We start from the raw sequence: 12,719 nt of genomic DNA, 5'->3' as shown, positions 1-12,719 counted from the left end.
TCAGGTCTCCTCGGCCTCGGCGGAGTCGCCGGGCTCCTCGTAGAAGACGTAAGTGGCGCGCTGGGCCACCGCGGCGGGCACCGGCACGCCCTCGGCGGCGGACCGCTCGGCGACCTGCCGCAGCGCGCCCGCGTCGACGTCTATCTGGTCGAGGATGAGCCGTACGGCGTCCTCCACGGCGACGAAGCGGTTCGGCATCAGGCTGCAGGTGCGGTAGGCGCTGAACGCCGCGGTGGTGTCGCTGAGTTTGACCACCGGCGGCAGCCGGTCCCACTCCTGCGGGAAGTCCGCGCCCTCCCACCCGGTCGGCACCAGGACCGGCTCGCCCAGGTGCCGCAGCAGGCCGAGACGGGCGAGCTGCCACACGGCGGCCAGGAAGGGGCAGGACCACAGACGCCGGCCGTCCTTCTCCGACCACAGCTCGACGTCCATGAAGATGGAGTGGTTGCGGGCGGCCGTCTCCTGCGGCGGCTCCCAGCCCTTGACCGCGCCGAGGGCGCTGCGGGACGTCGAGGGGCTGCGCTCGCCGTTGGCCAGCCAGCCGGTACGGCTGACGGGCGGGCGCGAGCCGTGGCTGCCGGGCGGCGGCGACTCGACCAGGCGGTGCATGACGGACTCGGCGAGCTCGACCCGGTCGGCCACCGCGCAGGCCGACTCGCGGGCCAGGTAGTCGATGACCAGGCCCGCCTTCTCGGCCTCCTTGAGGATCATGGGGACGAGTTCGGCCGGGGTGGAGAAACGGCTGAAGTAGTCGTCGATCAGGAAGCAGGTGCTGATGCGGGGGCGCCTGCCGCGCCGGGCCGCCGAGGCCCGTACGGCGTCCGCCCAGACGCGGACCTCCGCGAAGTGCTCGCCCAGCCGCTTGGGTCCGGCCTCGTAGTCCTCCATGTAGAGGTGGCCGATCTCCAGGGAGAGATGGGCCAGCGGCACGGACTGGGTGCGCGGCTGGGCGGTGGTCTCCTGGAAGACGGCTTCGCTCATGCCGGCTCCCAGTACTTGTCGTCGGTCAGGCGTTCGGCGAGGCGGCTGAGGGCCTGCCAGGTCTCCTGGTTGGCGATCTGGCTGTCGAGGACGTCCTCGTCGGTGATGAGCTGCTCCCGCCACTGCAGGACCGGTTCGAGCGGCACGGACCCGAGGACCATGCTGTAGCCGATGCCGTGGGTGGAGGCGAGCTGCTTGAGGTCGCCGTCGGTCTTGCGCATCCACGCCGACTGGGTGGGCGAGACCTGGGACCACAGCGGCGACTCGGGGTCGGGCACGGCGGCCCGGACGAAGCGGATGGCGTTGCGCAGCTCCTCCTCGCCGTGTCCGCGTTCCACGCCGCCGGCGAGGATGCCGCGCTTGCCGAAGACCAGGCTCGCGGCGGCCGCCACATGCTGGCGGGTCCAGCGGTGGAAGACCAGCCAGCGGGCGGTGACCTCGCTCATCTCGGGCTGTGCGGTGGCCTCCAGGACCATGTCGACGGCGTAGGAGCGGCCGGCGCTGAGGTCGACGATGACCAGGTCGAACTCGTAGGAGAGGTTCATCAGGAGGTCGACGCAGCGGTGCAGGTTGTCCTCGCTGGTGGCGAACTCGCCGCCGCTGACGTCGCCGGGCATCAGCACGAGCCGGCCGGAGCCGGGCGGCGGGAAGCGCAGCACCTGGTGCTCGGTCTCGGCCCAGACGTCGATGCGGGCGGGTTCGCCGACCTCTCCTATCAGGTAGGCGTGCAGACCGTGGTCCTCGGTGGCCTGGCGGGCGTCGGCCACGTCGAAGACGGCCGCCGCGGTCGGCGAGCCGAAGTCGAAGTCCAGGTAGCAGACGTCGTCACCGGCCATGGCGCGGTGGTAGGCCAGGTTGGCGCTCGTCACCGAGCGGCCGGTGCCCCCCTTGTCGGAGGCGGAGAAGATCAGCACGTCTCACACTCCCCGGTCCGCGGCCTCGCGGGCGCGGGCGAGCGAGTCGAGCTGTCCGAGGACGTCGAGGGTGAGGGCGTAGGCGGTGCCGGGCTGCTCCTCGACGAGGCTGCGGGCGCGGCGCAGCTTGACCTCGATGTTGCGCAGCTGCATGCCGTGCCGGCCTGCGTCGGCGGGGGCGGGCTCCATCTGCTCGTTGCCCAGCAGGTGGGCGGACTCGCTGAGCAGCGCCCGGGCCAGTTCGGTCAGTTCGTTGCTGCGGATCGGGGGCTGCCGGTACATGACGTTGGCCTGCACCATGACCTCGGTGACCCGCTCGGTGATGCTCCAGGACACCGGGACGCGCCGCTGGTGGATCTCGGCTTCCGGGTAGGCCGCGTGGATGTTGTCCCACAGGCCGACGCCCTCGCCGTCGCGGATGCGCCGGCGCCACATGTGGTCGAAGACGTCCTCGGCGAGGCGGAGCAGCCGGTCGTGGGAGGCCAGGTTGCGGGAGAGGGTGCACAGCTGGACGGTCCGCTTGAGCAGCTGCGCGGAGAAGTCGGTCATGGCCCAGGTCATGGGCGGGCCGAGGCGTTCGCTGCCCTGCAGCGGCAGGGCGACGCCGACATTGTGCAGCTCGTGGACGATCGGGTCGTCGCGGACCATGCGGCTGGTGATGCGGCCGCGCTCGGCGAGGCGCTCCATGACGCCGACGGTGCGGGTCAGGTCGTCGTCGGTGGCCCGGCGACGCATGAGGTCGTGCACGAGGATGGCGGCGACGGAGAGGGAGAAGTACTCGGACTCCAGCTTCTGTCCGGTCGTGCGCCAGGGGATGTCCTCCAGGGGCCAGCGGTCGGCGTCGAAGCGGGCGATGCCGGACCAGTACTGCTGGGTCAGCTCCCACCGCAGGCGCAGCGACTCGGCCAGTCTCTGCTGTTCGGTGTTGAGCAGGCCGAGGGTGAGGGTGCGGTCGGAGAACAGGTCCTGGATACCGTCGAGGGCGACCACGGTGAAGTACAGGTACGGCACCGGGTTGGCGACACCCTCGGGCTGCGGCCCGATGGGTTCGCTCGTCTCGACCTCGGGGGCGTCCTTGACCATGGTCCAGGAGAAGCCGCACTCGAAGAGCTGGTTCTCGTCCTTGAGTCCTTCCTGGATGTCGATGCCGAGGAACACGCTCTCGTTGATCGCCGCGCGCAGCGAACGGAAGCGCGTCTGGAACTTGTTCAGCACCTGGCGCTGCGACAGCCGCTGCTGGCCGAGGAGTTCGGTCAGGGTGCGGCCCTGGGAGGAGTCGGTGTCGAAGACGTTGACGACGAAGGAGCGCAGCAGGCTCACCATGGCGGCGGTGAGGCGGTTGCTGGTGGCGGAGCGCAGTTCGGCGATGGTCTCCTTGATGTCGGAGCGCCGGGTCCTGGTCTCGTAGACCTTGAGGAAACCGAGCAGGGCGAGGCACAGGGTGATCGACATGGAGTAGGAGTCGACCACGCCCAATTGGCGCTGTTCCTCGGTGAGTTCCTTCTTCTTGTCCGCGGAGCCGAAGTAGTAGCCGCCCGCGAACGTGGGCCTCTTGTCCTCACCGGTGTGCGTCCGCATGAATTCGGCCGCGGCGGTCACGAGGTTGGCCGGGATGTCCAGGCGTCCTCCGGCCTTCTTCAGGACCTGCTGGACGTCCTCCTGTGTGGTGTCGGGGTCGTCGAGCCGGAAGGCGGGGATCTCGGTGGCGGGATAGAGCAGGCAGAGCAGCCGCTCGGCGTCGGCGACGCTGCTCTCCTTGCCCCAGTCGCCCCATTGCCACTCTCCCCCGTCGAAAGAGTGGCGGGCAATCGCCTGCCAGATGTCCAGCAGATGCTGGCGTGGCTTGATCTGCATCCCATGCCCCTCACACAGGCCGCACTGCCATCACTTGAGGAATACCGCTGTGCTGTTGTGAAGCCTCGTCGATCAGTCGACCGGAATGGCCGAATCCGAATTCGCGCGCCAGCCGTAGGCGACGATCATCCCCGAATATCCGTCGCGTACGGCTGCCGCGGATTCGAGTCGTTGGACCTTGAAGTCACCCGCGAATGCCTCGAGGCTCGCGCGCACCTCGGATTCTCCCACGTCACACGCCGGGAAGAAATGCTCTCCGGCGTGATAGCCCTTCGAATGTTCCATGAAGGCCGTGGCGAAGGGGGCGCCCGGGGCGAGGGCGCGCATGAATCTCTCGACGCCGAGCCGGAACTCGTCGTGCACGGCGGTCATCGACTCGGCGACGAAGAACATGGTGCCCACGGACCAGCGTCCCTCGTGCCGCCAGAGGTCGAAGATGTCGCCCTGCTCGACGTGGACGACCTTGCGGAAGCGCTCACGCGGGTCCATGTCCAGGGAGCGGTAGCAGTCCTTGCGGCAGAGGACGGACCAGAAGGTGTCCCAGGTCTCGTCGTAGCCGTCGATCTGGCTCGTCAGGTAGTCCACGTTGGACGCCGAGCGCTCGAAGAGGGTGATCTCGTCGCACCAGGGCAGCATCGCCAGGGCCGGGTACAGGTTCACCCCCGCTCCCACGTCGATCCCGCTGACCGGTCCGACGCCCTGCTTCCGGAAATGGTCGCCGAAATGGTCCCGGATGATGTGCAGGATCTCCGCGTCCTCCGCCTGTAAGGCGCGGTAATTGTGATCAAGGTAGGCGATCGAGTCGAATGCCGCGTCCCATGGCACATCGGCATTCATCACCTGGACGCCCCCCGACGATCTCTGGGTCATTCCACCAACGGTACCAAAAGGAGGCGCATCGGGAGCGCGTTGAGGCATAGGCACAGTGCGGTCTTGTCCAGCGGGAACGGCGCTGCTCAAGATGGGGCGGACCTCGGTGAGCACCCGAAACGGCGGGCAACGGGTACTCACCTGCACGAGTGACGGCATTCCATCACACAGGGGGCGGCTGATGGCGCTACCGGAGGAACGTTTCCCTTTCTCGGGACACCACACCGACCAGGCGTTCTTCGCCGACCGCGCCGAACGGCCCCTGACCATGCGGGGCGTCACCGAGGCCGATCTGCCCGAGTTGCTGCGCGTGGACCGGGAGGTCTTCCCCGAGGAGCCGTACCCGTACTTCGTCCTCCGGCAGCACATCGACGTCCACGGGGACCGCATCCTCGTCCTGGACGACGGGGAGTGCCTGCACGGCTATGTGCTGTTCGTGACCACCTCGGACGGCTATGTGTGCTGGGTCCTCAGCCTCGCCGTCAGCGCCGACCAGCGGGGCCGGGGCCTCGGCAGACGGCTGATGCTGGAGGTGCTGCGGCAACTGCGCCGGGATCGGGTGCACGAGGTGCGGCTGACCGTGGAGCCGACGAACGCGGCGGCCATCACGCTGTACCGCACCCTGGGCTTCTCCACGGACGGCCGCGTGCACCGGGGCTACCTGGGGCCGGGCGAGGACCGGCTCATCATGGTGCTGGAGATGGGGCCGGGCTAAGGGCTGTCCCGTAGGAACGGCGCGCGCAACCAAGAGCGGGGCGGCGGCGTCGATGATCAGTAGATCGTCGACGTCCCTCGACCGAAGGAGAGCACGATTCCCTCCCCCACACCCTCCCCCCTCAGCCGCCGCGCCCTGCTCCTCACGGCGGGCACCGCGGCCGCCGCCCTGGCCGCCGGGCCGGCCCACGCCACGACCGGCGGTGACGTCCGGGCCCGGCTGCGCGAGCTGGAGCGCGGCCACGGCGCCCGGCTGGGCGTGTTCGCCCACAACGTGGGCACCGGCCGGACCGTGGCCCACCGCGCCGACGAACGCTTCCCGGTGTGCTCCCTGTTCAAGCCGCTCGCCGTCGCTGCCGTGCTGCGCGACCTCGACCACGACGGCGAGGTGCTGGCCCGGCGGATCCACTACACCGAGGCCGACCTGGTGGCCAACTCCGACGTCACCCGGGCGCACCTGGAGACCGGCATGACCGTCGCCGAACTCGCGGACGCCGCCATCCGGTTCAGCGACAACACGGCCGGCAACCTGCTGCTGCGCCAGATCGGCGGCCCCACGGCGGTGACCCGTTTCGCCCGCTCGATCGGCGACCGGGTGACCCGGCTCGACCGTTGGGAGACCGAGCTGAACTCGGCGGAACCGTGGCGGGTCACCGACACCACCAGCCCGCGCGCGATCGGCCGCAGTTACGCCCGGCTCATCCTCGGCGACGCCCTCGACGCCCGCGACCGGGCCCGGCTCACGCACTGGATGCTGCACAACACCACCAGCGCCAACCGGTTCCGCGCGGCCCTGCCGCCGCCGTGGACGGTCGCCGACAAGACCGGCGGCGGCTCCTACGGCGCGAACAACGACGCCGGGATCGCCTGGACGGAGGCGGGCGTCCCGCTCGTCCTCGCGGTCATGACGACCCGGCCCGAGCAGGACGCGGCGTACGACCACGAGCTGATCGCCGAGGCGACGCGGCTGGTGGCGGACACGCTCACCTGAACGTCGCTCACCTGAAGGTCCGCACGTAACGCCGCTGCCACGGCGTCTCCACGGCGTGCCGGTCGTAGTGCCGTCGCACGAAGCCCACGGCCTCCCCGGCCGGCACGCCGTCCAGCACCGCGAGACACGCCAGCGCCGTCCCCGTACGGCCGCGGCCGCCGCCGCAGGCGATCTCGACGCGCTCCTCCGGGGCCCGTTCCCAGGCCGCCGCGAGCGCCGCGCGGGCCGCGGCCCGGTCGGCGGGGAGGCGGAAGTCGGGCCAGCGGATCCAGTGGATCTCCCAGTCCGCCTCGGGCGGCCTGCGGCCCAGCAGATAGACGCCGTAGGTGGGCGGCGGTGCCGCCGGGTCGAGGGGGCGGCGCAGGGCGCGCCCCCGCACGAGCCGCCCGGACGGCAGCCTCAGCACCCCCGGGTCGCCCTCGTGCCACTGCTTCTCGGTCTCCACCGTCCCATTCGAACCGGGCGGCGCGCGCCGGGCAACCGATTCCGGGGCGGTGGTGGTCTGTGGGGCGAGGGAGGGTGCTTGATGCAGGCCGAACCAGAGGCCCAGTTCCAGGAATTCGTCAGAGCGCGATGGTCGCACCTCGTGCGGACCGCGTATCTCCTCACCGGCGACGCGCACCACGCGGAGGACCTGACCCAGACGGCTCTGGCGAAGGCGTACCGCTCCTGGCGGCGGGTGTCGCGCGCGGACAGCCCGGAGGCGTACGTCCGGCGGATGCTGGTCAGCTGCAACAGCGACCGGTTCCGTAAGCGGCGGGTCTCCGAGGCGCTGACCGACGCCCCGCCGGAACGCGCGGGACGCGACGAGGGCTACGCGGGGGTCGACGAGCGCGGTGCGCTGCTCGGCGCCCTGGCCCAACTGCCGCCCAGACAGCGGGCGGTGGTGGTCATGCGGTACTGGGAGGACCTGTCCGAGACGGAGGTCGCCGATCTGCTCGGCTGCTCCGTGGGGACGGTCAAGAGCCAGGCGTCCAAAGGGCTGGCGAAGTTGCGTACGTATCCGGGGCTCGCCCGGAGGACCCCGTCCGGTCAGGGAGGCAACCGGTGAACGACGACGAGAAGCGGCAAGTGACGGATGACGAGCGGGACTTCGAGGGCGAACTGAGGGAGCTGCTCGCCGAGGACGCCTACACGATCCGGCCGTCCGCGGCGCCCTATCCGCAGATCCGGCGGCGGGGCGCGCTGGAGCGGCGGCGCCGGGTGGCGGTGGCGGGAGCGGCGCTGGCGACACTGGCGGCGGTGCCCGCCGCGGTGTACGGGCTGGGGACCGGGAGCGCCCAGGGCAGCACGGCGGCGGCCCCGACGCCCTCGCGCACGGCCACGCCGTCGGTGTCCCCGACGCCGAGCGCGGAGCCGGACCGGGCGACGGCGGCCCTGTTCGACGGGATCACCTACCGGCAGGCCAGGGACGGGCTGGAGAACTGCCTGGACTCGGAGTTCACCCGCGACTGGCCCGGCCGGCCGGGTCTCGCCCCGCCGGACGCGTACGCGATCGTGCTGGCGATGCGCAGCACCGGCGACTCCAACACGGGGGGCGACGGCGTCTTCGTGGTCGCGCAGGCAGACGACGAGGAGCGGTCCTCGCTGATCTGCCGGCTCGAGGACGGGGTGACGCAGGGCATCACCGGGTTCCCCGACGAGAGCGACGACATCCCGGACGCGGGCGCGGTGCTGGTGAACCCCAACAGCAACCGGCTCTTCCAGCAGACGGTCCTGGACCACGGCCGCTGGAAGCTGCCGTTCCGCTGGGCGGTGATCGGCACGGCCAAGCCGTCGGTGGCCCGGGTGACCGTCTCCTACGGCGACTCGAGCGCGGAGGTCACCGTGGACGACGGCCGGTTCGTCGCGTCCGGCGTGCTGAACGAGCAGGTCACGCGGGCACCGCACATCAAGGGGTACGACGCCGGGGGCGAGCTGGTCTACGACTCCGACGACGACAAGTACTGGGACGGCTCCCTGCCGTAGGACGTCCCGCGAAGGAGGGAGGGCCGGGGGCGCCGCGCCGGGGAGGGCGCTCCCGGCCCGCCGTCACGAGGCGGCGCGGGCGCCCGCCGGTGCCGTGCCGTTGACGGCGGCGGCCAGGGAGAACGGCGCCTCCCGGTTCCGCATCGGCCGCGTCACCTGCTTGGCCACACAGGACGGGATGCCGGCCGCGGCGCCGGTCTCCTGCCGCCGGTAGGCGCTCGGCGACATGCCGACCAGCTCCGTGAAGCGGGTGCTGAAGGTGCCCAGGGACGAGCAGCCGACCTCGAAGCAGACCTCGGTGACGCTGAGGTCGCCGCGGCGCAGCAGGGCCATCGCGCGCTCGTTGCGCCGCGTCATCAGATAGCCGTAGGGCGATTCGCCGTAGGCGGCCCGGAACTCGCGGCTGAGGTGGCCGGCCGACATGTGGACGCCGCGGGCGAGGGCCTCGACGTCGAGCGGCTGCGCGTACTCCCGGTCCATCCGGTCGCGGACACGGCGCAGCGCGACCAGGGTGCGCAGGCGCTGTTCGTCGGGCGTGGAGCGGTGGGACGTCACCCCCACATCTTGGCCGGGCACCTTGGGGGACGTCCACTCCCGCAGCAGGCGGGAGCGGGACGTCAGCAGGGCCATGGCCGGTGATCCCGTCAGGCACATCGGCGCTCAGCCGCCCACGTAGGCCGCGAGGTGCTCACCGGTGAGGGTGGAGCGCGCGGCGACCAGGTCGGCGGGGGTGCCCTCGAAGACGATCCGGCCGCCGTCGTGACCGGCGCCGGGCCCGAGGTCGATGATCCAGTCGGCGTGGGCCATGACGGCCTGGTGGTGCTCGATGACGATGACGGACTTGCCGGAGTCCACCAGCCGGTCCAGCAGGCCGAGCAACTGCTCGACGTCGGCCAGGTGCAGACCGGTCGTCGGCTCGTCGAGGACGTAGACGCCGCCCTTGTCGGCCATGTGCACGGCCAGCTTGAGGCGCTGGCGCTCACCGCCGGACAGGGTGGTCAGCGGCTGGCCGAGGGTGAGGTAGCCCAGTCCGACGTCCGCCAGCCGCTGGACGATCCGGTGCGCGGCGGGGATGCGGGCCTCGCCCTCGCGGAAGTACTCCTCGGCCTCGGTCACGGACATCGCGAGCACCTCGCTGATGTCCCGGCCGCCGAGGCGGTACTCCAGCACCGAGGCGTCGAACCGCCTGCCGCCGCAGTCCTCGCAGGTGGTGGCGACGCTCTGCATGATCGCCAGGTCGGTGTAGACGACTCCGGCGCCGTTGCAGGTGGGGCAGGCGCCCTCGGAGTTGGCGCTGAACAGGGCCGGCTTGACGCCGTTGGCCTTGGCGAACGCCTTGCGGACCGGTTCCAGGAGCCCCGTGTAGGTCGCCGGGTTGCTGCGGCGCGAGCCGCGGATCGGCGTCTGGTCGACGGAGACGACGCCCTCGGGCGCCGGGATCGAACCGTGCACGAGGGAGGACTTGCCGGAGCCGGCGACGCCGGTGACGACGCACAGCACACCGAGCGGGATGTCGACGTCGACGTTCTGGAGGTTGTTGGCGTCCGCTCCGCGGATCTCCAGGGTGCCGGTGGGGGTGCGGACCGTGTCCTTGAGCTTGGCGCGGTCGTCCAGGTGGCGGCCGGTGACGGTGTCGGACTGCCGGAGGCCCTCGAGGGTGCCCTCGAAGCAGACGGTGCCGCCGGCCGTGCCCGCGCCGGGGCCCAGGTCGACGACGTGGTCGGCGATCGCGATGGTCTCCGGCTTGTGCTCCACGACGAGGACCGTGTTGCCCTTGTCCCGCAGGCGCAGCAGCAGGTTGTTCATGCGCTCGATGTCGTGCGGGTGCAGTCCGACGGTCGGCTCGTCGAAGACGTAGGTGACGTCGGTGAGCGAGGAGCCGAGGTGGCGGATCATCTTGGTGCGCTGCGCCTCGCCGCCGGACAGCGTGCCCGAGGCCCGGTCCAGGGAGAGGTAGCCGAGGCCGATCTCCACGAACGAGTCGAGGGTGTGCCGGAGCTTGGCGAGCAGGGGCGCGACCGACGGCTCGTCGAGGCCGCGGACCCACTCGGCGAGGTCGCGGATCTCCATGGCGCAGGCGTCGGCGATGCTCCGCCCCTCGATCGTGGAGGAGCGGGCCTGCTCGCTGAGCCGGGTGCCGTCGCACTCGGGGCAGACGGCGAAGGTGACGGCGCGGTCCACGAAGGCGCGGATGTGGGGCTGCATCGACTCGCGGTCCTTGGACAGGAAGGACTTCTGCAGCTTGGGGATCAGGCCCTCGTACGTCAGATTGACGCCGTTGATCTTGACCTTGGTGGGCTCCCGGTAGAGGAAGTCGTGCCGTTCCTTCTTGGTGTACTCGCGGATCGGCTTGTTCTTGTCGAAGAAGCCGGACTCGGTGATCACCCGCACGACCCACCCGTCTCCCGTGTAGGTGGGGATGGTGAAGGGATCCTCCGCGAGCGACTTGGAGTCGTCGTAGAGCTGGGTGAGGTCGATGTCGGAGACCCGGCCCCGGCCCTCGCAGTGGGTGCACATGCCGCCGGTACGGCTGAAGGTGACCTTCTCGGTCTTCGTCCGGTCGGCGCCCCGGTCGACGGTGAGGCCGCCGCTCGCGGAGACGGAGGCGACGTTGAAGGAGTAGGCGGAGGGCGGCCCGATGTGCGGCTCGGCGAGCCGGCTGAAGAGGATGCGCAGCATCGCGTTGGCGTCGGTGGCGGTGCCGACGGTGGAGCGCGGGTCGGACCCCATGCGCTGCTGGTCGACGGTGATGGCGGTGGTCAGTCCGTCGAGGACGTCGACCTCGGGCCGGGCCAGATTCGGCATGAAGCCCTGGAGGAACGCGCTGTAGGTCTCGTTGATCAGCCGCTGCGACTCGGCGGCGATGGTGTCGAACACCAGCGAGCTCTTGCCGGAGCCGGAGACACCGGTGAACACCGTCAGCCGGCGCTTCGGGATCTCGATGCTGACGTCCTTCAGGTTGTTCTCCCGCGCCCCGTACACACGGATCAGATCGTGGCTGTCGGCGATGTGCGGCTCGGTCATCGTCAGCCCCTGGCCTGGATGCGGATGAGGTTGCCCGCGGGGTCGCGGAAGGCGCAGTCGCGGATGCCGTACGGCTGGTCGGTGGGCTCCTGCACGACCTCGGCGCCGGCGGCCTGCACCTTCTCGAAGGTCTCGTCGACGTCGGCGGTGGCCAGCAGCAGCCAGCCGTAGGTGCCCTTGGCCATCATCTCGGCGATGACCCGGCGCTCGTCGTCGGTGACGCCGGGGTCGGCGGCGGGCGGCGCGAGCAGCAGCGAGGTGTCGGGCTGTCCGGGCGGACCCACGGTGATCCAGCGCATCGTGCCCTGCCCGACGTCGTTGCGGACCTCGAAGCCGAGGGCGTCACGGTAGAAGGCCAGGGAGGCCTCCGGATCGTCGTGCGGAATGAAGCTGGCGTGAATGCTGATGTCCATGTCCGTCACGCTAGCGGCGGACGGGGGGCGGCGCTTCTCGATTCCTGACCTCGTCGCCGGAGCACCCGCACGGGCTCAGGAAGGCGTCCGTGCCGCCGCTGCCAGCAGGCCCGCCACGTCGTCCGCGCACAGGGTGAGGGCGGCGCCGACCGTCGCGAGGGTGTCGCGTTCGGCGGGGGTGTAGGGGCCGTCGGCCAGGGCGATGCGGGCGCCCTGGAGGAGGATCGACTCGCGGCCGGCGGGGGCGAGGTGCGGGGCGAGCGGGTCCAGGGCCTCGTGGAGCTCTATGGCGAGGCCGGGGCCGCAGGGCTCGGACAGGACCCGGCCGGTGTCGGCGGCGAGCGCGTCGACCAGGGCGCTGAGCTGTTCCTCGGTGCAGTCGTCGAAGCCGGCCGCGCGCACGGTGGCCGCGGCGGTCTCCAGGGCGGGGCGGGCGCTGGTGCCGCCCGCCGACAGCACCGCGAGGGCGACGGTGTGCACGGCGTCGCGGAGCATCGCGGAGAAGCGGGTGGTGGTCGGGTGGTCCAGGGCGTCGGTGCCGAAGTGGCGGCGGCAGGCGGCGCACTCGACGACGGGGCCGGTCTCGCCGCGCGGCAGTACCGGGACGCCGAGCAGGGTGAAGCGGCGGTGTCCGGTCAGCCGCTGGTAGTTGCGGTCGCCCCCGCACCCCGGGCAGAAGAACTCGCCGTCGCCGGCGGCCGTCCACACGGTGCGGGTGCCCACGAGGCGCGCAAGCCTGGCGGCACGGCCGTCTCGTCCCCGTCCTGGCAGCACGTCGCACCTCCGTAACGCCACGGCAACATCGCCGCGCTTGCGTGATGTTAGCCACATCCTGGACGTGGAGTCAGTACCCCGGACGAGACCTCTCCGTGACCTGCACGTTGTGCTGGCCGGAAACAGGCGTGGGCCCCCCCCCCGGCGGCCGGCGTGGTGGTGTTGGGGGGGTCGCCCCGGGCACGCCCCCCCCCCCGGCCGCGGGCGGCGGGGTGC

General features: G+C 71.3%; 13 protein-coding genes. 4 read left to right on the top strand and 9 right to left on the bottom strand.

Annotated features, from left to right (window positions below; all coding sequences use genetic code 11):
* The 4 genes from ACFV46_RS01730 to ACFV46_RS01715 all read right to left on the bottom strand — a co-directional run bounded on the left by ACFV46_RS01730 (position 1) and on the right by ACFV46_RS01715 (position 4,619).
* Positions 1–981 (bottom strand): SCO2522 family protein, encoded by a 981-nt coding sequence (locus ACFV46_RS01730; RefSeq protein ID WP_361923792.1) that lies wholly within the window; start codon positions 979–981, stop codon positions 1–3.
* Positions 978–1,895 (bottom strand): SCO2523 family variant P-loop protein, encoded by a 918-nt coding sequence (locus ACFV46_RS01725; protein WP_151783910.1) that lies wholly within the window; start codon positions 1,893–1,895, stop codon positions 978–980. The genes ACFV46_RS01730 and ACFV46_RS01725 overlap by 4 nt, the downstream gene beginning before the upstream one ends.
* A gap of 3 nt (positions 1,896–1,898) precedes the next feature.
* Positions 1,899–3,749: an SCO2524 family protein gene (locus tag ACFV46_RS01720; RefSeq protein ID WP_376726552.1), complete on the bottom strand. Its 1,851-nt coding sequence runs from the start codon at positions 3,747–3,749 to the stop codon at positions 1,899–1,901.
* Positions 3,750–3,821: 72 nt separating this feature from the next.
* The gene (locus tag ACFV46_RS01715) at positions 3,822–4,619 is read right to left on the bottom strand and encodes an SCO2525 family SAM-dependent methyltransferase (RefSeq protein WP_361923795.1); all 798 of its coding nucleotides are present in this window, start codon (positions 4,617–4,619) and stop codon (positions 3,822–3,824) included.
* A 181-nt stretch (positions 4,620–4,800) separates the two neighbouring features.
* Between ACFV46_RS01715 and ACFV46_RS01710 the strand changes: the two genes are divergently transcribed.
* Together ACFV46_RS01710 and bla are read left to right on the top strand one after the other, a co-directional pair.
* Positions 4,801–5,334 carry an N-acetyltransferase gene (locus ACFV46_RS01710; RefSeq protein ID WP_361923797.1) on the top strand — a complete coding sequence of 178 codons (534 nt, stop codon included), beginning with the start codon at positions 4,801–4,803 and terminating at the stop codon, positions 5,332–5,334.
* Positions 5,335–5,397: 63 nt separating this feature from the next.
* Complete coding sequence (bla, locus tag ACFV46_RS01705) at positions 5,398–6,324, top strand: class A beta-lactamase (protein WP_385496761.1); 927 nt, start codon at positions 5,398–5,400, stop codon at positions 6,322–6,324.
* Between the two features lie 7 nt (positions 6,325–6,331).
* Here the strand turns inward: bla and ACFV46_RS01700 are convergent, their stop codons facing one another.
* Positions 6,332–6,769 carry a protein-tyrosine phosphatase family protein gene (locus tag ACFV46_RS01700; protein WP_385496697.1) on the bottom strand — a complete coding sequence of 146 codons (438 nt, stop codon included), beginning with the start codon at positions 6,767–6,769 and terminating at the stop codon, positions 6,332–6,334.
* A gap of 81 nt (positions 6,770–6,850) precedes the next feature.
* On the opposite strand from ACFV46_RS01700, the gene ACFV46_RS01695 reads away from it, so the two are divergent.
* Positions 6,851–7,375 carry a SigE family RNA polymerase sigma factor gene (locus ACFV46_RS01695; RefSeq protein WP_385496696.1) on the top strand — a complete coding sequence of 175 codons (525 nt, stop codon included), beginning with the start codon at positions 6,851–6,853 and terminating at the stop codon, positions 7,373–7,375.
* Positions 7,372–8,292 carry a hypothetical protein gene (locus ACFV46_RS01690; protein WP_385496695.1) on the top strand — a complete coding sequence of 307 codons (921 nt, stop codon included), beginning with the start codon at positions 7,372–7,374 and terminating at the stop codon, positions 8,290–8,292. The genes ACFV46_RS01695 and ACFV46_RS01690 overlap by 4 nt, the downstream gene beginning before the upstream one ends.
* Before the next feature lie 63 nt (positions 8,293–8,355).
* Here the strand turns inward: ACFV46_RS01690 and ACFV46_RS01685 are convergent, their stop codons facing one another.
* The 4 genes from ACFV46_RS01685 to ACFV46_RS01670 all read right to left on the bottom strand — a co-directional run bounded on the left by ACFV46_RS01685 (position 8,356) and on the right by ACFV46_RS01670 (position 12,503).
* Complete coding sequence (locus ACFV46_RS01685; protein WP_385496760.1) at positions 8,356–8,772, bottom strand: helix-turn-helix transcriptional regulator; 417 nt, start codon at positions 8,770–8,772, stop codon at positions 8,356–8,358.
* Between the two features lie 180 nt (positions 8,773–8,952).
* The gene (locus tag ACFV46_RS01680) at positions 8,953–11,316 is read right to left on the bottom strand and encodes an ATP-binding cassette domain-containing protein (protein WP_385496694.1); all 2,364 of its coding nucleotides are present in this window, start codon (positions 11,314–11,316) and stop codon (positions 8,953–8,955) included.
* Between the two features lie 2 nt (positions 11,317–11,318).
* Complete coding sequence (locus tag ACFV46_RS01675; protein WP_361923807.1) at positions 11,319–11,729, bottom strand: VOC family protein; 411 nt, start codon at positions 11,727–11,729, stop codon at positions 11,319–11,321.
* A 75-nt stretch (positions 11,730–11,804) separates the two neighbouring features.
* The gene (locus ACFV46_RS01670; protein ID WP_361923809.1) at positions 11,805–12,503 is read right to left on the bottom strand and encodes a TerB family tellurite resistance protein; all 699 of its coding nucleotides are present in this window, start codon (positions 12,501–12,503) and stop codon (positions 11,805–11,807) included.
* Positions 12,504–12,719: the final 216 nt, after the last annotated feature.

The organism is Streptomyces sp. NPDC059852 (genome assembly GCF_042731455.1).
Lineage (GTDB): Bacteria > Actinomycetota > Actinomycetes > Streptomycetales > Streptomycetaceae > Streptomyces.
This window is presented reverse-complemented; position numbering and strand designations above follow the sequence as displayed.

What these genes read in the sequence shown, in the direction of transcription:
- ACFV46_RS01730 (WP_361923792.1), bottom strand. Translation starts at nt 981, where the DNA reads ATGAGCGAAGCCGTCTTCCAGGAGACCACCGCCCAGCCGCGCACCCAG.
- ACFV46_RS01720 (WP_376726552.1), bottom strand. Translation starts at nt 3,749, where the DNA reads ATGCAGATCAAGCCACGCCAGCATCTGCTGGACATCTGGCAGGCGATT.
- ACFV46_RS01715 (WP_361923795.1), bottom strand. Translation starts at nt 4,619, where the DNA reads ATGACCCAGAGATCGTCGGGGGGCGTCCAGGTGATGAATGCCGATGTG.
- ACFV46_RS01710 (WP_361923797.1), top strand. Translation starts at nt 4,801, where the DNA reads ATGGCGCTACCGGAGGAACGTTTCCCTTTCTCGGGACACCACACCGAC.
- ACFV46_RS01695 (WP_385496696.1), top strand. Translation starts at nt 6,851, where the DNA reads ATGCAGGCCGAACCAGAGGCCCAGTTCCAGGAATTCGTCAGAGCGCGA.
- ACFV46_RS01685 (WP_385496760.1), bottom strand. Translation starts at nt 8,772, where the DNA reads ATGGACCGGGAGTACGCGCAGCCGCTCGACGTCGAGGCCCTCGCCCGC.
- ACFV46_RS01680 (WP_385496694.1), bottom strand. Translation starts at nt 11,316, where the DNA reads ATGACCGAGCCGCACATCGCCGACAGCCACGATCTGATCCGTGTGTAC.
- ACFV46_RS01675 (WP_361923807.1), bottom strand. Translation starts at nt 11,729, where the DNA reads ATGGACATCAGCATTCACGCCAGCTTCATTCCGCACGACGATCCGGAG.